Here is a 24,222-nt window from a genome sequence, read left to right as displayed (position 1 = left end):
GACGCTAAATGACTAAACATTAATTTAAACCGCACTGAACCATGTCTCTTATTGATGCCGCCTCACAACCATTGGTGCCCAACACGAACAGAAGAATTGATGTCTCCGCCTTGCGGTATTCCAGTTTTTTATTAGTCGTCACCGTTTGGATAAGTGCCGGGCTTTTTGGCTTGTATATCCTTGCCTTCTATGTCGATGCTTTATACCAAGACAACATGGAGCAATGGAACAACGTTTTGCCGGGTTTATATAGCGAAGGATCGGCTACGTCAACCGCGAGTATGGGCCTTCATTTTGCCTTTGGCGGAATCGTTTTGATACTGGGAAGCATTCAGCTGATTAAATCCCTCAGGAAGCACTTTCCGGCTTTCCACCGTTGGGTGGGCCGTATTTATGTGGTTTCCTCCCTAGGCGCCGCTATCGGTGGCTTGCTATTCATTGCCCTTAAGGGCACCGTCGGTGGACTTGTGATGGACATCGGTTTTTCGCTATATGGCATACTTACACTGGTAGCAGCAATAGAGACGTATAGGCATGCTGTGGCTGGCCGGATGGATAAGCATCGTGCGTGGGCGATACGCCTTTATGCATTGGCAATTGGCTCGTGGCTGTACCGCATAGATTATGGTTTCTGGATGCTCTTGACCGGTGGACTTGGGCACGAAAATTTTCATGGCCTGTTCGACAAAGTGATGGCTTTTTTCTTTTATATCCCCAACCTGTTGGTGGCCGAACTGTTTATCCGGCCCCGTACCTACCGCACTTCGCCAGTGATCAACGGTTTTTGCACGGTCGCTCTTTTGCTTATCACCTTTTTTTTACTGACCGGTACCTACTATTTCATTAAGTTTTACTGGGGTAGGCCCATTCTGGATTGGATGGGGCTTTAAAGCGATGATTGCTGGCACCGGAACTTCTTGCTATAGAATTTTATCGTTACCTTTGCAATGGAATGGGCTATAACTTACAGGTAACCATTGATAAAGATTCCGGATTCTGCTTCGGAGTGGTCTATGCCATTGATATGGCAGAGGAGATACTCAAAGAGGATGGTTATCTTTATTGCCTCGGCGATATCGTGCACAATGATGAGGAGGTAGCCCGTCTAAAAGCTAAGGGACTGCGCATCATCGGCCACGACAGCCTGCCTGATCTGAAAAACGAAAAAGTACTTATCCGCGCGCACGGCGAAGCGCCCGAAACGTATCGGACAGCCCTTGAAAACAATATCACGCTCATCGATGCCTCCTGTCCCGTAGTACTTAAACTGCAAAACCGAGTAAAGACTTCTTACGACCAGCAGGAAAAGATACTCATCTATGGCAAACATGGCCATGCCGAGGTCATTGGCCTGCAAGGGCAGACCAACGGTGAGGCTATCGTATTTCAGGATATTGCTGAACTGGATGAAATGGAATTGCCCGCCAGCTTTACGCTTTACAGCCAAACGACCAAGAGCACGGATAAGTTTTATGCGATCAAGGACGAGCTGCTCAACAGGGGATATGACGTGAAAGCCAATGACACCATATGCAGGCAGGTATCCAATCGGTATGATGATTTGGGGGATTTTGCGAGCAAATACGATAAGGTCGTGTTTGTTTCCGGCAAGAAGTCATCAAACGGACGTGTGTTGTATGATGTGTGCCTTAAAAGTAATCCAAACAGCTATTTTGTCTCCGACCCGGCCGAACTCCATTTGGAGATGTTCAGTCCCGGTGACACCATAGGCGTATGCGGTGCTACTTCTACCCCGATGTGGCTGATGGAGCAGGTAAAAACGGTGCTAGAAAGTTATTAGCTAAGTCATCTAAGCTTCAAATTATCACCACCTTACCGATACAACCCAATAAATCCGTACTTTTGTAACCAATGAGCAAACCGAAAAAGGGAGTTTTGTTGGTTAACCTTGGCACGCCGGATAGTCCCTCCGTGCCCGATGTGAAGCGGTATCTTACCGAGTTTTTGTTGGATGGACGCGTCATCGATATTCCCGCTTGGCGCCGGTCATTATTGGTTAGGGGCGTCATTGTGCCCTTCCGGGCACCCAAATCGGCTAAACTTTATCGGGCGATTTGGGATGACAATACCGGATCGCCATTGTTGCATTATAGTGTGCGCCAACAGCAGCTGCTGCAGGAGCGGCTGAGCGGTGAATACCATGTGGAGTTGGCCATGCGGTATCAAAACCCGTCAATATCCCGGGCATTGGCAAGGCTAAAATCGATGAATTTGGATAGCATCCGTGTCATACCGCTCTTTCCACAATACGCCTCTGCCAGCACAGGGTCTGTGATTGATAAGGTGATGGAGCTGATGCGTACATGGCACACGTTTCCGGGAGTTTCCTTTGTCAACGATTTTTATGAGAATGATCTAATGATCGAAGTGTTTGCTGAAAATGCGCTAAAACACCATCCGGAAACGTACGATCATATCTTATTCAGCTACCACGGATTGCCCGTGAGGCAATTGAACGATGTGGAGGTTTCCGGTACGCATGATTGTGAAAAAGCCGGCTGTAGGCAACAAATCGCTGAACACAACCGATATTGCTACCTTGCACAGTGCCATGCCACAACCCGGCTTCTTGCGAAACGGCTTGGCCTGAAAGAGACGGATTATACTGTGTGCTTCCAATCCCGGCTGGGCAAGACGCCTTGGGTACAGCCTTATACCAGCGATGTGCTTAAGGACGTTGCGGCCAAGGGAAAGAAGCGGCTGCTGGTCTTCTGCCCGGCGTTTGTCTCGGACTGTCTGGAGACTGTCTACGAAGTTGGCACAGAATATGCGTTAGAATTCAAGGAGTTGGGAGGCGAAAAGGTGCAACTGGTAGAAAGCCTTAACGACCACCCCAAGTGGATCACAGCCCTGGAACAACTGGTCTATCGAGACCTGCCAGAATGGCTGCAAAAAGACAAATTGACTGTTTAGATGATTGTTTTCAATACGATAATACTGCTTTTTTTAGATTATTACATCTACAAAGCTTTACGGGCTACACCGCTCAAATGGGCGAAATCGCCCTTGTTTCCGCGGCTTTGGTGGGGTTACAGCCTGTTTTTGACGACCGCGATTTTTAGTAGCATTTATTTTAGCATCCCGTTGATGGTACGCTCCATCATACTCGTGCTGTTTTTCCTCACCTTTATGTGTAAGTTTATCTTCATACTGGTGTTGCTTGCCGATGACATCCGCCGAGGCGGTGTATGGCTGAAAAGGCTCATTGTTCCAACGAAAAAAACGGTGGAACCTGTGGTTGCACAATCCATGCCGTTGCCTGAGAAACCTGTGAAAGGTATCAGTCGATCCGAATTTTTGACCAAAGCGGGGATTCTGGTGGCCTCGGTACCCTTAGCCCCGATGGGCTGGGGAGTGATATCGGGCGCCTATGATTATAAGATCCATCGGCAGAAACTTTACCTGCCCAATTTGCCCAAGGAATTTCATGGAATGAAGATTGGCCAGTTGTCTGATATCCACTCCGGTAGTTTTTACAATAAGACGGCAGTGCAAGGTGGAGTAGAGATGCTGCTCGCTGAAAAGCCGGATGTCATTTTCTTCACGGGCGACTTGGTAAACCACCTTGCCAATGAGATGCGGGATTATCAGGATATCTTTACGAAAGTGCAAGCTCCGCTTGGTGTCTATTCTACATTGGGCAACCACGACTACGGCGACTATCACTACGGTCCCGAACCGTCGGCTGCGAAAGCGAAAAACCTGCAAGACTTGAAAGATACGCATAAGGTAATGGGTTGGGATCTCTTGCTCAATGAAAACCGTAAGCTGCGGGTCGATAATGAGGAAATCGGTATCATAGGCGTGGAAAACTGGGGTACTGGCAGGTTTCCGAAACATGGACGCCTCGATCAGGCGCTCCAGGGCACGGATGAAATGCCAGTGAAGCTGCTGCTATCGCACGACCCGTCGCATTGGCGTGCAGAAGTGCTATCCAGACCTGATGTGGATGTGATGTTTGCCGGCCACACACATGGCATGCAGTTTGGTGTCCGTGCCGGCAATTTCAAATGGAGCCCAGCGCAGTACATTTATAAGGAATGGGCTGGGCTTTACAAACAGGATCATCAACAACTGTATGTGAATACCGGGTTTGGATTCCTTGGCTATCCGGGCCGGGTAGGCATCCTGCCCGAAATCACCGTTTTCGAGTTGATAAAGGGTGAGCGGCCTTCGCGGCGGGCGTAGTTCCTGCTTTATTCACCACTCCTGTTCCAATAGATCTTCAGATTGTGAGTAGACCGGCCTGACGCAATAATATCGGGTTTCCCGTCTCCATCTAAGTCGGCTACCGCCAGATCTTCACAGGCCATGTCTCCAATATCGACGGCCCTGACACTCCAAGCCTCCCACAACACATTGAAGGGAATGTATAGCTTGATACCGAGATGACCAGCGGCGTTGGGATTTCGCCATCCGGCGATGACTTGATCCCGGCCCTGGCCGATTAAATCAGCCACTGCCAGCCCGTGGCCTTCACGGAGTTCTTCATCAAGCTTGATACGTTCGGCCTCCCGTAGCTTAGGCACCCCTTTCCGTGGGACATGCGCTGTCAACAGGTTGCCATGCAGCGGGCCAATGCCAGCCAGCATCGGCGTGCCTGCGTCCACATTGCCCACCCGTACCTCGCTAAAGCCATGGCCTTTGACCACCCATTTCTGGCCACCGTGCGGTCGCCACCTGTCTTTGCTATACGAAAATGCTTTTACACCCTCTTTGCCCCCGATATAAACACATTCCTGCTCCCCTTCGGTATGCACATCCAAGTTGTGCGTGAGGTGCATGGACTCATCGATAATCCAATGTTGCCATTCCTGCCGGGGGTCTTCCGGTTTTTCATAGGCGATAACCTTGACACCCTCGCCTTCGCCATCTTTATTGCCCTTTCCGTGGAGCGGAAGTACAATGAGGTGATAGTTATCTTCGCCAGCTTTTGCCCAACGCATGCGGTGCACGGTGGGTTCATGATGAAGCTTGACAGGTGTCCACCGCTGGGTAGGGTCTTCCGGGCGTATCAAATAGTGGACGGAGCCTGATTGTGAGGTATCTGATGTTTCGCCGGGGTTCCATTGCGCACCCACGGCGACTTCCACCTTGCCGTCGCCATCAATGTCCCGCGCAGCAATGCACACATTGTCATGTTCGGTGAGGTTTTCTACCATGACGAATTTCTGCCAGTCGCCATTGCGGTACCATACAAACTGTTTTTTGTCTGCCAATAGAATGTCCGGTTTGCCATCGCCATCCACGTCGCCGATGGCAATGCCGTAGCCAATGGCCACTTGGTCATCGATGGTTTCCTGTTCAAATCGGGGTTCCGCGGGCGGGGCGGCAATCAATGGCAATAACGGTAATAGGTAATGATACATGGTTAGCTAAGCGGTTTTCATTATGTGAATCTCCTATACCAAAACAATTCTGGAATCATTTGGTTTTTTTATTATTTCCAAATAGATTTTGCCCGGAACACTTCGAGGTTTTTCACTTCGATACGGTTTCCCCAGAATTGCAGGCCTTCTTGATTACCGCTTTCCGGCTTTCTTTCCAACGAATACGAATATGCCCCATCGTCAATGAAGACTTCAATAGTCGTCCGATCGATGTAGATATCTGCCGAAAGCTCCATGCTGACCATGTCTTCTGGCGAATAAAATACACCATTGAGCTTATTGAAATTGAGGTCATAGTCAACAATTCGTTGACCGAAAAGATTGAGCCCGGCTCCGGTTGCGTGCGAGAGCTTGAAGGTCGTTTTAATCCGCAAGCCATCGGCATGGTCAAATTCGTCGAGCAGCGCATTTGCCTGATCGGATGATAGGTTTTCCCACTGGCGTACAGGCGTAAACAACTGGCTGGTTTCTTTCACAGGCACATTAAACAATCGTGGCCCATCTTTTGTCGTGCGTAGGGTCAATTCAGTAGGTAGCAGCATCATGCCATTGAAAGGCATTCCGGTATGGCTTACCCGCCCCCAACCGATTTGCACACGGCGGCCATCGGGCATATTGGTGTAGGTCTGTGCGGCGTAGATAGCGCCGCCTGTATAAATGTATTTCCCGCTCTCGGGTGTAAATACTTTGCCGTCAAATGCTCCCAGCATGTACGTACCGGAGGCACCGTACATGACCCATTTGGTATTGTTGGGATCGCCATCTATCGGCAATTCAAACAGCTCCGGGCATTCCCAGAATCCGGTCACATGGCTTTCGTAGTGCCAATCCTTAAGATCTGCAGACGTGTAGATGGAATGGCCATCGCGTTCATTAAGTACCATCACCCAGTGATTGCCCGGCTGGTACCAGAATACTTTGGGATCACGTGTATCCTTGCTGTCCCACTTGGCCTTGGAGTCAATCACCGGATTCCCTTCGTATTTGGTAAAGGTGCGTCCCTTATCAAGGCTATAGGCGATGCACTGTACCTGTTTGTCTGGACTGTCTGCCGTGTAGGCTACCACCATCGCTGGGTTGTCGCCTTTGTTGTAACCTGCGGTATTGCGGTAGTCAATGACCGCCGAACCGGAGAACATCGTGCCATGCTGATCCGGAAACAGCGCTACGGGCAGCTCCTGCCAATGGATGAGGTCGGCGCTCACGGCATGTCCCCAATGCATGTTTTCCCATTCCCGCTCGTAGGGATTATGCTGGTAGAAAAGATGGTATTCACCATCGTAATAAAGCAGGCCATTCGGGTCATTTATCCATCCACGGCGGGTAGTGAAATGGTATTGCGGGCGGTTGCGCTCGTTATACAAGCTGTCCTGCCCGGCAATCGCATCGTCCTGATAAATGTTTTGCAATCCGTTCGTATCGCCTTCGTAGGAGATTTTGATGGTCTTGCCCTTGAGGTCTGATACGTCCCTAAACACCCAATAGTCCGCTTCGTTTGGAGCGAGACGTATCACTACCGATAAGTCAGGCTTGCCTTCCACTTGGAAGGTCATCTTAGCGCGATCCGCTTGGTGCGATATCGGAAAGTTGAGATACCGCTTATTGATGTTGATTTCAATCTCGCCTGCCCGTGCGCCAGGAATGAAAAGGAGCAAAATGGAGAGAATAGCGGTCGCAGAAAATAATAAACGCATAACATATGTTTTTAAGTATATCCTTGGTTCTTTTATCAGGGCTTTTCAAAGCCGTACCAATACGTGGTAGCGGCAGCATCGATGGTTCCACCGTCCCAGCTCAGCATCTCCATATCAAAAGAAAAAGCCTTTTTAAACGGTATAGCATCTAACATCCGCGTTCTTGTAAAGGTGTTGTAACCCTTTGATGATGGATCGTCTGCTCTCGGCGCGTTAGCAAACGGCGTTTGGTAAAGTATAACCGGAGCCCATGATGTGTTGTAATAATCTTCAAGTCCCGTCCCAAATTCTGAGGGAAACGTTTCGTTATCCACATACGCTTTGGCATCGCCCTCCCCATACCATGTTTCCATATGGTTATTGATGGACAAGGTATTTCCCATATACACGCCCTTGCCACTTAACGTGGCAAAATTCCAGTCGATGGGGGCTGTCGAGTCTTCAGTTGCCACCTTGGTTACGTCATAATCCCATTTGGCGTCGTGTATGTTTTCTTCATATTTGTATAGCGCGTGGAAGTACATGGTCGCCTCATCCCATTCAAATGCACCTACAGTTGCCGCGGCCGCTATACCTACCTCGGTAGCCCCCTTGTTGATGAACGTGATTTCAGCTGTTTGCTGATAAGGCATTACCCAGCGGCTGGTGAGTTCGCCATCAGCAGACAGGTCCCTGAACCAGCTTGCTATTTTATGTCCGCCATACCCACTGCCGATAAAGTCCCCGAGCGGGCATAGCACCGTTTCGTGGTTATCGAACGTAATTTTCAGCCATGTCGAGCGCCAGATTTTTTCATAGTCTGCGCTGTCCGGCGTATTCAATCGGACGGCTAATGTGCGAATGGCATTTGTGCCGCCTGGCAACGCAACGGACGTTTCTCCACCAGCAGGCAGTTGCTGATTCATTGTCGTTTTTTCACCAGATGCCGCAGCGGGCTTCCAGAGTGTCTTTTCCGCCTGGTCGATATCGCTTTTGTACGTCGTGAGGTGGTTCGGCGTAAAGGTCTCCACGTTCGTGCCCGGTGCGTATGTCCGGTAATTTATCTGGTAATAGTGGGGTTTGTCAATGGCCGTTGTATCGGTGTATTCCCAGGTGACTTTGCAATGTTTTTGATAAAGCAGGGGAAGATACAGCGTATTCCCCCCTTTCCCGTCGGGCTCGTAACTGGTGTGTGGATTTAACAAGGCGGGGCCCAGTCCATCAAACCCTTTCAGTAAATCAAATCCGGGGATTTCAATGGTGGCATCGGCTTCATTATCAAAATAAAAGCGCATGATGCCTGGTTTTACCACGGTCGTGAGCCAAAACCGTACAATGGCACCGGGGCCTTCCGCATCCAGCATGACATATTCGGTGCGCCCATCATTTTTTTCCTCACGGATAAACTGATTATAATCCGTATTGGCAAACCAGCCAGGTTTGTCAGGAGCAATTGATCGCCTGTCGTGACTACTTGCTTGCTTAAGCGTATATACCGGTGAAGGGTATTTTGCTACGGCATCAAAATCCGTCATTTCCTTGAGCAGCGAACCCAACGTGGTTACTTGCTGCGAAGGTTCATTGGAACAAGCCAACACGAACAAGGATGCAAAACCAATTAAAACAAATCTTTTCATTATCATGCTTTTTCTTTGCTACTTCAATAACCGGGATTTTGTTTGTATAACCCATTTGTAAACGTTATTTCGGCTTGGGGAATCGGTAGGTATTCATCTCTTCCTGCGGTGAATGTTGCTGCGGATAAAAATGTCCGCCTTGTTTTCTCGACAGCTAAATAGGCGTTCAGTGTTTGCTCGGCGATACCCCACCGTACCAAGTCGAAAAAGCGCCAGCCTTCCGTAGCAAATTCCAATCGCCGCTCCCAGCGCAGCGCCTGCCTTGCATAAGCTTGTGTCCAACCCGTCGCAGGGTATGCCTTGATGTTGTAGTTTGTGGGGAATGTCCCATCGGCCTTTCGTAGCCGTGTTGTGCTTGCGGCTGCTCGTTCTCTTATCTGATTGATCAATGGCCTTGCCAAATCTTGCTGGCCCAACTCAATGTATGCTTCCGCCAACATCAAAAGTACATCGTCATATCTGATGACGTCAAGATTTAATGCAGACCCGATAAAGGGGCCCAATTTGTAATACGAAGAGCTTGTAGCCAGCAACTGGCTGCGCATGCTGTGAAAATTTCCATATATGCCGGGTACACGTACCCATGTGTTGCTAAACGGAACATCGGGGTTGTATTTATAAGGATGTCCATTGATACCTACGGTATGATCCAGCCGCACGTCGAATGTTTGGTTGCTGAAATCTGCAATCGAATTATTAAACGTATCAAAGTTGGGCAACCCGTCTGCGTTGGTCGTAAACGCATTGACCATATTTTGGCTGGGCATGTGGAAGCCACAACACCCGTATTGCGGTGCTCCGCTGGGGTAAGTGGTGCCGCCTTCGTAATCCAGCCTTCCATTTACGGTGCCGTCATTGATCGTGAATTGAATGGCAAATACAGACTCCGGCCCGTTTTCCGTTTCGGGCAGAAAATTATCGGCAATATCCGGGCTGAGGGAATAGCCACCCAACCCGACGACATCTTCCAATAACGTGGCGACTTCCTGTAAGCGGCCTGTATTGATACGCACAACCTGGTGGTCTTCATCCTGTTCGTAAGCCTGGTATAGCCGTACCCTTGCAAGGTATGCTTCCGCTGCATATTTGTTGGCCCTTCCCATTTCTGGTTGCTCCGATGGCAAGTTGTCCACAGCAAACTGCAAATCGGCGGCAATAAAATTCCATGCATCTTCGTCACTCAGATCGTTGGAGATGGTCAGTATATCATCCGAAGTCGCCTGCTCATCGAACATCGGGACGTTATCAAAGAGCAGCTTTAAAGAGAAGTAGCTGTGTGCTCTTAAAAACCGCAACTCGCCGATGCGGATGTTTTTATTTGCAAAATCGGCTTCATTAAGTGCATTGATAGCGCGTAGACCCACATTAGCCCGCGATACGGATTTGTAATAATTGGCCCATGTCCGGGGAATAAAAATTCCCATTGTGGGAGTCACGAGATTATACTGCTCCATCTGGTTGACTTCGCCTTGGTCGTCTATACTACCGCCGCCTTTGTAGGCGTCGTCTGACCGTACGCTACCGTAGGCCCATTTCGTGTAAATATGTCCAATGGGATCACCGTTGCCGATAGCAGCATAGGCAGCCGTGACCAATCCTTCAGCAGCTTCAGGAGAAGTGAGATCGGAAGAAGAAAGCACGCCACTGGGGGTGTAATCCAACGTTCGTTCGCAGGAAGTAGTCATTAATGCTAATATAGCAATGAAGACGAATATATAGTTAGTTTTCATATTACTCAGCTTTTTAGAAAGAAAGATTGACTCCGAATGTGTATGTTTTGGGTATCGGCACGGGGCCCAGATCAATGCGTTCAGGATCTGGCCCCTGGTATTCGTTGCTTTTGATCCAGAATAAATTTTCGCCCATCACAAAAAAGCGGACGTTTGAAAAAATGGATTTTGGCGTAAGGTTATACCCAAGCTGTATATTTCTCATTTTAAAGTAAGCGGTATTGACCATAAAATAGTCGGAGGTGCGGGTTTCGTTGTTGGCATCGACCAAGGTAAGCGCCGGCACATTGGTATCGGTATTGGTGGGCGTCCACCCGTTAAATACGCCCGGGCCGACATTTTCGCGGCTTTTCATCAGGTTATTAAAGTTGCTATACACATCATATCCACTTCGGCCTGCGACCCCCGAGGCAAAGATGGAAATATCAAAGCTTCGGTAAGCTGCGCCGATGCGCACGCCATATTCAAGTTTAGGCAACGTCGTACCGATCCATGTCCTGTCCAGGTCATCAATTCTGTCGTCGCCATTCAGATCGACATACCGTATCCGTCCGGGAGCTGCGCCGATTTGCGTCGGTGCTTCGTCTACTTCCTGCTGGGATTGGAAAAGCCCGTCCGTTTTATAACCGAAAATATCAAACTGCGAATGCCCAATGATGGTATGGAGAAGGTTCCCCGGATAGGCCGGACGGACAGACTCCGGCAATTCGGTGATTTCATCACGGAAATGGGCGAAATTCATTTGTACGTCATAGCTAAAATCGCCACTTTTTTCTCCCCGGTAGCCAACGACGAACTCCCACCCTTTATTGGTTTTCGTTGCACCGTTCACGGGTTTGCTTTGCCCTTCGCCCAAGGCAGACGCCACGGGTGGTGTGATAAGGATCCCGGTTGTTTTGCGCGAGAAATAGTCAAAGGAACCGAAGATCTTGTTTTCAAGCAACGCAAAGTCAAGCCCTGCATTTAGCTCTCCCGTACTTTCCCATTTTAAGTTGGGATTGCCCCCTTGTGTTTGTACAAAGCCCGATGGCAACATTCCCGTATTGGCCCCATTCAATGAATAGGCCGTACCAATATTCATATACGGTTCCCAGAAACCGGGTGTCAGTTCATTTTGGGAGAGGCCATACCGTGCTTCATATAACGCATATCGGGCGATATCGCCTATTTCTTGGTTGCCTACCCGGCCTACACCCAATCGGAGTTTCAACTCGGAAAAGAGGCGGCTGTCCCGCATAAAATCCTCCTGGTCGATTTTCCAGCCGATGGAAGCAGCGGGGAAAACCCCGTATTGGTTGTTGGAACCAAAACGGGAGGAACCATCTCGCCTAATTGTCACGGCAATGAGGTACCTATCCAATAAGTTATAATCAACGCGGGCAAACTGAGAAAATAACCTATTGCCGGTGAGGTTGCCGGATACGGATGTGTTTCCTGTTGCTGCGTTTAGCGTAAAATAATCTTCCGTCTGGATGGAGAATCCCTGTTTTCTTGTTAGCTGGTAGTTGAGGTCGGTTTTAATGTACTCGGTTCCAAGCAGGAAGTTAAATCGGCTATGATCACCCAGCGCGAGGTTGTACCTTAGGGTATTGGAAAGTGTGAGGCTTAAAAAATGGTTTTGATCATGAGTGAGGCTATTGGTTGTGCGGCTTAATGCGCCTTCCGTAAACGTTGGTTCAATGACCTTTCTCAAAAATCGCGAATCATCCGCGCCAATGCTGGAACGAAAGAACAGGTTTTTAACCGGCTGGACTTCAATAAACACATTTCCGAAGGTGTTAAGGCGGTTGGTATTGTTCCACCGTGCTAAATACTGCATATGCAGGGGGTTATTTCTATCGGAATAACCCGCACCCAGCTCCCCTGCATACGTTGAGCCATCTTTTTGAAATACTGGAATAGTTGGGGCCAAAGTTACCGCATTGAAGGTAGACGCACTGCCCCCCAAATCATTTGCGGTAAGCAACTCGTTCGAATTTGCAATATTGATGTTTACACCCAACGTGAGTTTGTCGTTAAAAGCGCGTGTGACTGCATTGATGTTTCCGCTGATGCGATCATACCCGGTATACCGCATCATGCCGGTATTTTTAATGTATCCGAAGCCCAGTTCCAGGGAGGAATTTTTATTGCCGACGGATGCCGTCAGGTTATTGTTCGTCACCATCCCGGTTTTATACATGACGTCTTGCCAGTCTGTATCTCCAGAAGGTGTATTCGAGTCTCCACCAACAAAGGGTTGTAGTGAGACACCGTTTAACACGGGCTGCTCATAATTGCCATTCCAATCAAAATTGTAAATTTCCCCATACGCTGCGGCGGGGTCTTGCCGATCGTTTATCGAAGCCTGCCACAAAGCCCTTCCCCGGTCGATGGCGTTGAGCACGTTAAAACGTATCGATCTTTCGGATTGCGCAGCCACATTGCTATTCAATTGGAACTGGACTTTGCCTTCAGTATTGCCACCATTTTTGGTGGTGACGATAATCACACCGTTGGACGCGCGGGAACCATAGATTGAAGAGGCAGAAGCATCCTTGAGGATTTGCACGGATTCAATGGATGCCGGATTGAGGTTTTGAAATACCTCGGGTCTCGTAGTGGGCACGCCATCTATCACATACAGTGGATTATTATTCCCCAAGGTATTGGAGCCCCGGATAAGAATGCGGCTTGTAGCGCCATTGGGAGAACCATCTTTTTCGATATACAGACCTGCCACCCGACCTTGCAATGCCTGGGCAGTATTACCAGAAGTGGTGCTTGTGACATCTGAGGACAAATTAACGACGGCTATTGAGCCGGTTAGATCTTTTTTTCGTTGCGTGGTATACCCTACAATGACGACCTGGTCTAAGGTAGCGGTGTTTTCTTCCATAGCTAAATTTAGCTCCGTCGTTTCATCGGTGACTGTTACACGTAAGTCGTTCATGCCCACATAGGAAAGCACCAGTGTTTCACCGGAGGCTGCGTTAATGGAAAACTTCCCGTTTGCATCCGTGGCGGTCGTTTGCGAAGTGCCTTTTATGGTCACACCGGATAGCGCTTCGCCTGTAGACCTACTCAATACCGTACCGGTTATTTTTCGTTGCTGGGCAAATGCTGTTGTGATGAATAACACCACAAATAGGATTAAAAAAAGTCTCATAGAAATTAAGTTTGCGTAGTTGGTTTCATAAATTGGTTTTTCTAAGAAGCGTTTAAACGTATTATCGCTCCGCGTCAAGGGCCCTTGCTTTTCTCATCATCAGTTATTCTTTTTAAGAGATACGGGCAGAACGCCTGTATTTGGATAAAACGTGTTGGTAGGAATGCATGATTAATCATCGGATAAATATGTTTTGTTTGTTAAACCATTAATCAAGGTTTGGCAATAATGAATCTGCCCAAGCATTAACACTGCTTAATTCGTATCCGGGGCAAGCCCCTTTTTTTGTTGCGATGAATGCCGCCAGTTGGTTAGCATGGCGGAGTGTTTCATCAATGGTCTTGTTTTCAATCTGTTTTGAAATAAATGCTGCAAGAAAAGCATCTCCACACCCAATGGTATCCTCAACCTGTATGGGCAATCCGTTGGTGGCATGCCATTCGTCGGCTATGTTTAGTATCGCTCCTGCTTTGCCCCGCGTGAGCATAATGGATTGGAGGTGGAACCGATCTTTTACTAATTGCATCTGCTCCTTTTCGGCCGATAGTGCAGAAAACCAACCGGAGACGAGCTCCAGTTCGTCACGATTGACTTTCAAGATGTCAGCGCTGCTCAATAACACTTCCAATAAGTCCCGGTTATAAAAGGGTGCACGCAGGTTTAAATCCAGGGTTTTTAAGTTGGCCATCTCCAGGAGGCTCAGCAAGGCTTCGAATGACTGCCGGTTGCGTGCGGCCAGGCTTCCATATACGAAGTAGTTGGCATGACGCACAATGGATTCCTGATTGGGCATTTTTTCAATATAATCCCAGGCCACGTCTTCTGATATCGTATATACCATCTCTTGTTTATTTTTGAAAGTAGCAGTGACAACACTTGTAGGTTTTTCGTGGTCAATTTGAATGAAGTCTGTCGGGATATTTTTAGCTGCCAACGTTTCAATGAGTTGCTTACCCAAGTCGTCGAATCCCACTTTGGATATGACCGTAGGGTGCTTTCCCAATTGCTGTAAATGATAGGCGACATTCATGGGCGCTCCCCCTGGCTGCTTTCCGGTAGGCAACATATCCCAAAGTACCTCACCGTAGCAGACTACTGTTTTATTTTCGCTGTTTGACATATGAGACACGTTAGTTGAACATGATTAATGGAGCATTGTACCCCCGATTTGCTCCAGTGATTTCCCTTTGGTCTCCGGCATCAACTTCCATACAAACAGCAACTGCAGCACCATGAAGCCCGCGAAGATGAGGAACGTACTGCCCCCGCCAAGCTGTTCGCTAAGCATGGGAAAGAAGAACGTGATGATGGCCGCCATCACCCAATGGGTGAGACTTCCCAGCGTCTGCCCTTTGGCGCGTACCTCATTGGGAAAGATCTCCGAGATGAATACCCAGATGACCGCTCCCTGCGAAAAGGCAAAAAAAGCAATGTAGACCATAAGGTAGGCCGTGATAGCCAGTCCGTCTGGTGCTTCGGAATAAAATGCGTAGGATACGAGGGCAAGCGCGACGATAAGGCCGATAGACCCGATAAACATCAGCGTGCGACGCCCTACTTTGTCAATGAAATTGATAGCCACCAGTGTAAAAGTGAAGTTGACCAAGCCAACGCCTACCGTAGACAAGAGCGAGCCCTGCCCACCCAAACCGGCCATCTCAAACACGCGTGGCGCATAGTAGATGATAGCGTTGATGCCCGACACCTGGTTGAAGATGGCGAAAACTACAGCCAGGAATACAGGAACCCGGTATTTTTTGCCAAATAATGCTTCGGAAGCGCTTTCCTTGTTTTCGGTTTTTACCGAAGCGAGTATGGCCTCCAGCTCTTGCATATAATATCGGGGATTGATTTTTTGGAGTATGCGGATAGCGACCTCCCTGTTCTGGCGGTAAAGGAGGAGCCAGCGCGGACTTTCAGGGACAAAATGGATAAGGATGTAAAATAGCAATGCCGGGATAGTCTGTACACCCAGCATCCACCGCCAAGAGCTTTCACCTCCCTGCCCAATAAGGTAGTTGGACAGGTAGGAGACCAGAATGCCCAATACCACATTAAACTGGAAGAGCCCCACTAATCGGCCACGTCTGCCGGCAGGGGAAATCTCGGAAATGTAGATAGGGGCGGTGACGGATGATACCCCCACGCCGATACCCCCAAAAAACCGAAATAAGATAAACAAGTACCAATCCTGGGCAAGTGCTGTGCCCAGCGCTGAGAAGAAATATAGCGCAGCAACGATAAATAGGGTAGGCTTGCGCCCAAAATGATCGGAAGGATAAGCTCCTAAAAGCGCACCGACTACCGTGCCCACCAGTGCAATGGCCATCGTAATGCCATGCTGTACTTCGCTCAACCCCCAATGGAGTTGGACGGATTTTTCTGCCCCGGAGATTACGGCAGTGTCAAAGCCGAAAAGAAAACCACCTAAAGCTACTACAAAGGACCATGCAAGTACCGTGTTTTTTGTCATAAGAAATCTCAGTTATCTAATTGGTGCTATTGCCGACAAATGTAGTGGCACGCTACCCTTGGCGGGTTTAGGGTTTCTTGCAAAATCGTTCAGTTTTGTTTCAAGTTTTCAATATGCTTATAACCAGTGTTTTATTTGTGTTGTAAGCATAGTGGTTTTGGATTTTGTATCACAACTTTTCGAAATTTGAACAGCTGTGCCCTACTGATTCGTTTGGTTTTATGAAGGTAAGTGGGAAGCATAGGTATTTTTTTTTAACTTCACCTAATATTATAAACCAAGTGATGAATAGCATGAGAAAATCTTGGCGGGTTTTGTGTATGGTGTTGCTATTGCTGCAAGCTTGTAGCTTGGTAGATCACAAACCCACGTATCGCATTGCCTTTTCGCAGTGCGTAGGGTCTGATGCTTGGCGGCAGACGATGCTGGAGGAGATGAAGCGGGAACTTTCCTTTTATCCGGACGTGGAGTTTATTTACCGTGATGCAGAAAACAGCAGCGAGTTGCAAATCCAGCAATTGTATGAACTGCGCGGTATGCATCCTGATCTGATTATCATATCACCCAACGAGGCAGAACCACTAACACCCGTGGTGGATGAGATATTCCGTAGCGGGACTCCCGTGATCGTGACCGATCGCAAGACAGCCTCTGGCCAGTATAACGCGTATGTGGGCGCGGACAATTATAAAATCGGCTACATGGCTGGCCAGTATCTTGCTACTCAGCTGGGCCGCCGGGGTACCATCAGCGAAGTGACGGGACTACCCGGATCTTCCGCGGCGATGGAACGCCAACGGGGGTTGCACGATGCCTTGAGGCCTCACCCCGGTATCCGGCTTTTGCAGCAGGTGAATGGCCAATGGCTGATTGACGTGGCCAAAGCACAGGTGGTGCAGCAAGTCGGCAAACTGGCTGCTTCAGACGCCATCTTTGCCTATAATGACCAGATGGCATTCGGTACCTATCAGGCATTGCAGCAAGAGCTACCGGGCAACCGGATTAAGATTGTGGGTGTGGATGCATTGCCCGGCGACAATAATGGGTTGCACTTCGTGGCCGAAAAGGTGCTGGACGCGTCTATGTTATATCCTACGGGAGGCAAGGAGTGTATCCAGACGGCCATGGCCATCCTCAACCGCCAACCCTATCAACGGGAAAACATTCTGGGCACTTTGGTGGTAGACTCAGCCAACGTGCAACTCATGAAGCTGCAAACCGACAAAATTATCAGTCAGCAGCGCGACATTGATAAGCAGCAACAGCTTTTTGCTGAGCAGCAAAAAATATTCAGTAACCAACAGCGCGTGCTCAACATCCTCGTGGTGAGCCTGGTGCTCGCCGTCGTGTTTGCGGGTATCTCGTTTTATTCACTAAAGGCCAATTGGGACAAAAACAAGCAGTTGGAGCATCAAAACCACGAAATACTGGGGCAGCAGCAACGTATCTTGGAGATGACCAAGGAGGTGGAGCAAGCTACGGAGGCAAAAATCAATTTTTTCACAAATATCTCCCACGAATTCAAGACCCCGCTGTCGCTGATTTTGGTACCCTTGGAAGAGTTGCTGAAGAACGACAAGCTGCCAGAGAAGACCAACCGATCACTGACGCTCATCAAGAAGAATGCACTGGTTTTACAACATTTGGTATCCCAACTGATAGACCTACGGCGGGTGGGGTATGAAGGCTTGCGCATAAAGGCCAAACGGCAAAGCTTGCTGCTTTTTTGCAGCAACGTGGTTCAATGCTTTCGACCATTGGCACAGCAAAAGGCGATTAACCTCCGGTTGGAAAATGAAGTGCTGGAAACAACATTGTGGTTTGATGAAGACCTGCTGGAGAAATTGCTGTATAATCTCCTGTCCAACGCATTCAAATTTACCCCGCAAGGCGGGGAGATTGTCTTGCGACTGGTCGAATCCGGTGAGGGTATGTTGGAAATGCAGGTGATAGACACGGGTATTGGTATTGCCGAAGCTGATCTTCCACACTTGTTTGAGCCGTTCTACCAAGGTGAAAACCATGCCCATGGCTCGGGCATTGGCTTGACGTTGTGCAAGGAAATTGTCTCACTGCATCAGGGCCATATCGCTGTGCATAGTGAAAAGACACAGGGCACCACGGTCTCGATTAGTTTGCCGCTTAGCAACGGTGGTCTGGATAACGGGAGCGGATTTTCAGCAGCACAAGAAGAGGTGGAAACGGCAGGGGTTGATACCGCACTACCGTTATTAACGCATGAGATTGAAATGCAACTTGCGGGCAGCGGTAATATCGACGAAATGGAGGGAGATGACCTGAAGCCTCACTCCATCTTGGTTGTGGAAGACCATACCGAAATGCGGCATTTTTTGGCGGATAAGTTGGCTGAGCAGTTCACGGTTTTCATGGCTTCCGATGCCAAAGAAGGCTTCCGCCAAGCCGTTGAACACTTGCCGGACCTTATTCTCTCGGATGTGCTGATGCCTGGGGAGCTGGGTACCGTATTGGTGCGTAAACTGAAAAGTGATTTGCGGACAGCAGTCATACCTGTGGTGTTGCTCACCGCAAGGGGAACGGACGAACAGGTACGAGCAGGCCTTGATTCCTTAGCGGACGCCTACCTGACCAAACCGTTCAATATGGATCACTTATTGGTGCTCGCGAACAACCTGATAGGCAACCGAAAGATTCTTCATCGCCACTTTAGCAGCGAAGTGGCCGAGTTGCGGCCACCATCGTATATTGCAGCGGCCGACAAGCGCTTCCTGAATGAATTGGCTGCTGTAGTGGAGGAAAATATCGCCAATAGCGAACTGAATGTAGACTACCTCTGCGAACGACTGGCCACATCACGTATACAGCTGTACCGTAAAGTAAAATCGCTGCTTGATTGCAGCATCAATGATTACATTTCAGCACGCCGCCTGAGGAAAGCAAAGTTGCTGTTGCAGCAAAGTATACCCGTCAATAATGTAGCTTATCAAACGGGGTTCTCGTCGCCCGCGTACTTTTCTACGGCTTTCAAAAATAAATACGGAATATCGCCCTCTGCATTCAAGAAGAATGTGGCCGCCGCTGTTTAATTTTTGAGGGAATGGAATAAAGTAGTACTTTTATCAGTTAATGAAGGAAAAAGAACTATTTTTTGCCCTATGAAACAACGTTTAGTAACGGCCTTTAGCTGCCTATGCATCGCTATAGGAGCCTATGCACAGGATTTTCCGGCTTTTCAAGCCAAGCAACTGATTCACCGTGGAGATACATTGCCGTACCGGATATTATATCCCGATGGTTACGATCCAGAGGGGCAATATCCGGTGTTGTTTTTCTTGCATGGTGCCGGCGAGCGGGGAAACGACAATGCAAGCCAATTAACCCACGGCGGCTCGTTGTTTTTGGCAGATAGTATCCGCCATGCCTTTCCGGCCATTATCGTATTTCCTCAATGTCCCGAAGCGTCGTTTTGGAGCAATGTAGCTATTCAATCGCAGGATGATGGCAAGCGCGAATTTTATTTCCGGACAGGAGGCAAACCTTCGGTAGGCATGCGGTTGTTTTTGCGGCTGGTGAGACAAACACTGCGGGATGAAGGCGTAGATAAAAAACAGGTCTATATCGGGGGCTTATCCATGGGTGCCATGGGTACCTATGAAGCGTTGCGTCGCAAACCGAAGGTGTTTGCAGCGGCCTTCGCGATTTGTGGGGGCGACAATACCTTCAATGTCAAAAAATATGCCCACATACCGTTGTGGATATTCCATGGTGAGCAGGATGACGTCGTGCCGCCGACGCATTCCCATGCTATTGTTACGGAGTTGAAGCGCTTGGGGGCCAATCCGAAATATACGTTTTATCCAACGGCCAATCACAACAGCTGGGATGCCGCTTTTGCCGAGCCGGATTTGCTCCCCTGGTTGTTTAGCCACGCAAAGAAGTGAGCCTTTTGCTGTAACATTTGCCAACCATGAGACTCTAATAGCTTACTAAAACTGTTTTGAGATGTCGGTCCAAATATCCAATAGGGAGAATGTGAAGTTGTCGTTGCAGGCGATTAGCAGCAATAAATTGCGTACGTTTCTGACGGCTTTGATTATTGCCATTGGAATTACGGCGCTAGTTGGTATCCTCACTTCCATTGATGCAATTAAAAACTCGCTGACGGACTCCTTTTCTGCCATGGGTTCCAATTCATTCAACATCCGCAATAGGGGCTTGAATGTACAGATTGGGGGGAGTGGGACGCGACCCAAGCAATTCCCGCAGATTACCTATTACCAGGCCACGGCATTCAAAGATGCGTTTGACTACCCAGCTGTAGTATCGTTGAGCACTTACGCGTCAACCGGTGCGGTAGCCAAATACAAGAGTGAACAGACCAATCCCAACATTAATGTACTTGGCGCAGACGAAAATTACCTGCAAACTGCGGGATATAACTTGTCGCTGGGCCGCAATTTTTCGCAGCGCGAGATTGAATACGGCAGCAATGTGGTCATCGTAGGCTCGGAGATTGTGGAGCGGCTTTTCAAAGACAATGAGGAACCCCTCGACCAGTTCATTACCATAGGCAACGCCCGTTATTCGATTATCGGGGTATTGGAAGATAAGGGCTCAAGTGCCGGATTTGGCGGCGATAAAGCGTGTGTTATTCCCTTACTCAAGGCTCGGGCCGTGATGGCCATTGGGCGCCCCTCCTACACGATTACGGTAATGGCCGCGAATCCGGAGCAAATAGAATCGGCCATTGGTGAAGCTACGGCACTATTCCGCAATGTCCGTGGATTACGGATTGGTCAGGAAACAAATTTTGAAATTACCAAAAGTGATGCCGTGGCGCAGATACTGATCCAAAGCCTTACCTACGTCACACTTGGTGCCATTGTTATTGCATTGATCACGCTGATAGGGGCTTCTATCGGTCTGATGAATATCATGCTTGTATCGGTGACGGAGCGCACCCGCGAAATCGGTATCCGCAAAGCCATCGGTGCCACGCCGAAAGTCATCCGCAGGCAATTCCTTACGGAGGCGGTTGTAATTTGCCTCATGGGAGGCTTTGCCGGTATCTTTTTAGGGATTCTGATCGGCAATATCCTCGCCGTGGTAATGGGAGCCAGTTTTATCATTCCCTGGAACTGGATTATTCTGGGGGTGGTAGTATGCGTAGGCGTAGGCATGCTGTCCGGATATTACCCAGCCTCCAAGGCATCAAGGCTTGATCCCGTGGAGGCATTGCGGTATGAGTGATCCAATCAATCCAGCATTCTAATCTTTATATTTCGGAAGGCGATGGGCGTACCTTCATTCTGAAAAAGCAAGTAACCCTTTTTGGCTTTGCCGAAATGCTGGAGGTCTTTATATTTACTTTGTTTGATCAATTCCTGAAAGGACGGTGTACTCCGATCGTAGTCCACGATTTTGTCCCCATTTAACCAATGGCTGATCAGGTTGCGGTTTACGACGATTTTTGCCGTGTTCCATTGCCCGAAGCCCTTTAGGCTTTTTTGCTGGCCAGCGGGGATCAGATCATAAAGCGATGCGGTGGAGCGTAAGTTTCCCCGCTCGGGGTATTGATAGTTGTTGTCATCCAAGATTTGGTATTCCAGTCCCAAATAAGCCCCTTTTTGATTGGGAAAATCATTGGTCACGAGGTATTTGACCCCACTATTGGTATTCATGGATATCGCAAATTCAAACGTCAGTTCGAAATTTTCAAATTGATCATCGGTAATGATATCCATCTGCCTGCCATGCGGTATGGGGGTGGCTGAAAGCGTACCATCCTTGACCTCCCACCCGCCATCGGCTAATTTCCGCAATCCATTGAGACTCTTGCCATCAAACAAAAGTTGCCAGCCAGCAGCCTGTTCTTCCTGAGATAAGGTATTGGCTTCTTGGGCAACTGCGGCAAAAACCGACAGGAGGGAAAAAAGGAAACATAAGCTGCTTCGTATTGTCATTTTAGTAGCTATTAAAATTAACAGAAATGAAATCTTGCCGATAGGAATCGGCGCGTCTCCGTTCCGATGTCCCATCCGGCAAGTTTTTTGGTAGCGCTATACCTTGGGTTCCCACCCCGGTTCGTAGGCTCGGCTCCAGAGCTTTTCGGCTTCTGCATCACCAATGATGTGGCCATTCTCGGGATTGATCTGCAGATCCCGCTTTACACGCCAGGAGATGTTGCTGAGCAACATAGCCACCGTACTCTTGTAGCCCAGTTCGATGTCACAGTTGGGGCGGCGGTTATTGCGGATTGCATCCAGAAAGTCGGCAACGTGTAAGCTGTCCATCCCCAAGCTGGGGCTTGCGGTATTGCGGCCTTCCAAGGCACCCTTTTCAGCTTCGGATCGCTCTTCTTGGGTCAATTTACCTTGAAGGTCATAGATCTTAAAGCCATCCCAGCCCGTTTCCAGGCTTCCCTTTTCGCCATAGAAAACGATTCCCCGGTCGAGCCCTTCAACCTTCTGGCCGTTGCAACTGCGGCTCTCCCAAACGAGCGTGGCCTCGGGATATTCAAGCGTGACGACCTGGGTATCCGGCGTCTCCCAGTCGTCTTTATATTGGTAGCGGCCACCAATGGAGCTGATGCGTGTGGGAAATTCAACGCCGAGGCCCCAGCGGGCCACGTCTACCTCATGCGTACCGTTGTTGAGGGCCTCACCCGTACCCCAATGCCAAAACCAATGCCAATCGTAATGGATAAGCCCCTCCTGGTAAGGTACCCGGGGAGCAGGCCCCTGCCACAGGTCGTAGTCCAGCCAGGTGGGGACGGTACCGGGTTTTAGAAAGGTGGCTTTCCGGGTGTTGGTATACCATGTCTTGGCCATGTATACCTTTCCGATGACACCATCATGCAGCAACTGAATGCCCTTCGTCAGTACGGGGGCTGAGCGCCTTTGGGCACCCATTTGTACCACGCGATCATATTTCCGGGCAGCTGCCACAGCCATCTCGCCTTCACCAGGGTTGTGTGCCATCGGTTTTTCAACATACACGTGCTTGCCTGCTTGGCAACCCATGATCGTGAGTGGCGCATGCCAGTGGTCTGGTGTTGCGGTATAAATGGCATCGATGTTTTTGTCTTCCAGTACCTTGCGGAGGTCTTTTTCGGTTTTTGGTGTGGTGGTTTGGCCAGCATCTGCCACGCGTTTTAGCGCCTTGGGAATAGCGCGTTCATCCACGTCACATATACAAGCTATTTCTGCGTTTTTCTGGCGGGCGAAGGTGCCACTCATGCTGGTTCCCCTACTATTTACGCCAATGGCAGCTACACGGATCCGTTCATTGGCGCCGATAATATTGCGGTAGCTCTTGGCTGAAAATCCCATGGCGGGATTGCTGGCCAGGATGTTGTTGCCCAATGAAATTGCAGCCGTGCCGACACCGAGCTTTTTAATGAAAGCTCTCCTTGAATTTATGTTCATAATATCATACTTAATAGTTTCTATAATGCTTTTATTTTTACGTTTTTGAAAAATACCACATCACCGTGATCCTGAAGCAGGACATGGCCGGAGCTCGCCGAACCAAAGCTTGGTTTGACGTCCTTAAACTTACTCAAATCCCGTGCCTGGGCAAACTCGGTGCCATTCCGATCAAAAGACAATACTTCTTGGCCGTTCAGATAATGGGTCACTTTTGATCCCTGCGCCACAATGCGCGCGTGGTTCCATTCGCCTACGTTGATTTCGACTTTTTTCGTTACGGGCAGGATATCATACAACGTGCTCAGTTGGCGGTTGCCATTCCTGCCGAGTTTTGCATCGGCATGGCGCTCATTGTCGATGATTTGATATTCCGGCCCCAGCCAGCCTCCCTGCTCATAGTTGGTGAAGAAGTATTTGATGCCACTGTTGGCTCCTTCGGTGATTTTAAAATCGACACGAAGGTCAAAATCCCGATATTCCTTTTCGGAAATGATGTCGTTGTGGCCTTTCCCTTCCGGGCGGATGGAGAGTGTACCATCCGATACTTGCCAGTCGGTATCCGGCGGGATGCCCTTGGGCGTTTTCCACCCGGTCAGATTTTGCCCATTGAAGAGCAATTCCCAGCCATCGGCTTTTTCCTGAGCCGTGAGTGCGTTGTCTGCTTGTTGGCTCCGCACACCGAGGGTTGCAAATAGGGTCAAAGCGGATAAAATTAACTGTTTTGTTGTCATAAGCATAAAA

At 49.0% G+C, this 24,222-nt stretch carries 17 protein-coding genes; 7 read left to right on the top strand and 10 right to left on the bottom strand.

What is annotated here, in order from left to right:
• The first annotated feature begins 41 nt into the window (after positions 1 to 41).
• The 4 genes from BMW65_RS13315 to BMW65_RS13300 all read left to right on the top strand — a co-directional run bounded on the left by BMW65_RS13315 (position 42) and on the right by BMW65_RS13300 (position 4,209).
• Positions 42 to 890 carry a DUF2306 domain-containing protein gene (locus tag BMW65_RS13315; protein WP_090606089.1) on the top strand — a complete coding sequence of 283 codons (849 nt, stop codon included), beginning with the start codon at positions 42 to 44 and terminating at the stop codon, positions 888 to 890.
• A gap of 62 nt (positions 891 to 952) precedes the next feature.
• Positions 953 to 1,801 carry a 4-hydroxy-3-methylbut-2-enyl diphosphate reductase gene (locus BMW65_RS13310; RefSeq protein ID WP_090606088.1) on the top strand — a complete coding sequence of 283 codons (849 nt, stop codon included), beginning with the start codon at positions 953 to 955 and terminating at the stop codon, positions 1,799 to 1,801.
• A gap of 71 nt (positions 1,802 to 1,872) precedes the next feature.
• Positions 1,873 to 2,934, top strand: a complete 1,062-nt coding sequence (gene hemH / locus BMW65_RS13305; protein ID WP_090606086.1) for a ferrochelatase — start codon at positions 1,873 to 1,875, stop codon at positions 2,932 to 2,934.
• Positions 2,935 to 4,209: a metallophosphoesterase gene (locus tag BMW65_RS13300; RefSeq protein WP_090606085.1), complete on the top strand. Its 1,275-nt coding sequence runs from the start codon at positions 2,935 to 2,937 to the stop codon at positions 4,207 to 4,209.
• 8 nt (positions 4,210 to 4,217) lie between these two features.
• Here the strand turns inward: BMW65_RS13300 and BMW65_RS13295 are convergent, their stop codons facing one another.
• The 7 genes from BMW65_RS13295 to BMW65_RS13265 form a co-directional block, all read right to left on the bottom strand.
• Complete coding sequence (locus BMW65_RS13295) at positions 4,218 to 5,390, bottom strand: FG-GAP repeat domain-containing protein (RefSeq protein WP_090606084.1); 1,173 nt, start codon at positions 5,388 to 5,390, stop codon at positions 4,218 to 4,220.
• 71 nt (positions 5,391 to 5,461) lie between these two features.
• The gene (locus BMW65_RS13290) at positions 5,462 to 7,105 is read right to left on the bottom strand and encodes a glycoside hydrolase family 32 protein (RefSeq protein WP_090606083.1); all 1,644 of its coding nucleotides are present in this window, start codon (positions 7,103 to 7,105) and stop codon (positions 5,462 to 5,464) included.
• Between the two features lie 35 nt (positions 7,106 to 7,140).
• Positions 7,141 to 8,721: a glycoside hydrolase family 172 protein gene (locus BMW65_RS13285; RefSeq protein ID WP_177181121.1), complete on the bottom strand. Its 1,581-nt coding sequence runs from the start codon at positions 8,719 to 8,721 to the stop codon at positions 7,141 to 7,143.
• Between the two features lie 23 nt (positions 8,722 to 8,744).
• Positions 8,745 to 10,451 carry a RagB/SusD family nutrient uptake outer membrane protein gene (locus BMW65_RS13280; protein ID WP_090606080.1) on the bottom strand — a complete coding sequence of 569 codons (1,707 nt, stop codon included), beginning with the start codon at positions 10,449 to 10,451 and terminating at the stop codon, positions 8,745 to 8,747.
• Positions 10,452 to 10,464: 13 nt separating this feature from the next.
• Entirely contained in the window at positions 10,465 to 13,599 is a 3,135-nt protein-coding gene (locus BMW65_RS13275; RefSeq protein ID WP_090606078.1) for a SusC/RagA family TonB-linked outer membrane protein, read from the bottom strand.
• A 208-nt stretch (positions 13,600 to 13,807) separates the two neighbouring features.
• Entirely contained in the window at positions 13,808 to 14,719 is a 912-nt protein-coding gene (locus BMW65_RS13270) for a carbohydrate kinase family protein (protein WP_090606077.1), read from the bottom strand.
• Between the two features lie 24 nt (positions 14,720 to 14,743).
• Positions 14,744 to 16,072 carry a sugar porter family MFS transporter gene (locus tag BMW65_RS13265; RefSeq protein WP_090606075.1) on the bottom strand — a complete coding sequence of 443 codons (1,329 nt, stop codon included), beginning with the start codon at positions 16,070 to 16,072 and terminating at the stop codon, positions 14,744 to 14,746.
• Between the two features lie 293 nt (positions 16,073 to 16,365).
• Between BMW65_RS13265 and BMW65_RS13260 the strand changes: the two genes are divergently transcribed.
• The 3 genes from BMW65_RS13260 (at position 16,366) to BMW65_RS13250 (ending at position 21,301) form a co-directional block, all read left to right on the top strand.
• Entirely contained in the window at positions 16,366 to 19,137 is a 2,772-nt protein-coding gene (locus BMW65_RS13260) for a hybrid sensor histidine kinase/response regulator transcription factor (RefSeq protein ID WP_177181120.1), read from the top strand.
• Between the two features lie 69 nt (positions 19,138 to 19,206).
• Positions 19,207 to 19,992: a carboxylesterase family protein gene (locus BMW65_RS13255; RefSeq protein ID WP_090606073.1), complete on the top strand. Its 786-nt coding sequence runs from the start codon at positions 19,207 to 19,209 to the stop codon at positions 19,990 to 19,992.
• Positions 19,993 to 20,053: 61 nt separating this feature from the next.
• Positions 20,054 to 21,301: an ABC transporter permease gene (locus BMW65_RS13250; protein WP_090606071.1), complete on the top strand. Its 1,248-nt coding sequence runs from the start codon at positions 20,054 to 20,056 to the stop codon at positions 21,299 to 21,301.
• Between the two features lie 5 nt (positions 21,302 to 21,306).
• Here BMW65_RS13250 and BMW65_RS13245 read toward each other — a convergent pair whose 3' ends face one another.
• The 3 genes from BMW65_RS13245 to BMW65_RS13235 all read right to left on the bottom strand — a co-directional run bounded on the left by BMW65_RS13245 (position 21,307) and on the right by BMW65_RS13235 (position 24,212).
• The gene (locus tag BMW65_RS13245) at positions 21,307 to 22,014 is read right to left on the bottom strand and encodes a 3-keto-disaccharide hydrolase (RefSeq protein WP_090606070.1); all 708 of its coding nucleotides are present in this window, start codon (positions 22,012 to 22,014) and stop codon (positions 21,307 to 21,309) included.
• 96 nt (positions 22,015 to 22,110) lie between these two features.
• Positions 22,111 to 23,478 carry a Gfo/Idh/MocA family protein gene (locus tag BMW65_RS13240; RefSeq protein ID WP_218145411.1) on the bottom strand — a complete coding sequence of 456 codons (1,368 nt, stop codon included), beginning with the start codon at positions 23,476 to 23,478 and terminating at the stop codon, positions 22,111 to 22,113.
• A 20-nt stretch (positions 23,479 to 23,498) separates the two neighbouring features.
• Entirely contained in the window at positions 23,499 to 24,212 is a 714-nt protein-coding gene (locus tag BMW65_RS13235) for a 3-keto-disaccharide hydrolase (RefSeq protein WP_090606068.1), read from the bottom strand.
• Positions 24,213 to 24,222 lie beyond the last annotated feature (10 nt).

The organism is Parapedobacter koreensis (assembly GCF_900109365.1).
GTDB classification, from domain to species: domain Bacteria; phylum Bacteroidota; class Bacteroidia; order Sphingobacteriales; family Sphingobacteriaceae; genus Parapedobacter; species Parapedobacter koreensis.
The sequence above is the reverse complement of the archived record's forward strand: the minus strand, read 5'-3'. Positions and strand labels throughout refer to the sequence as shown.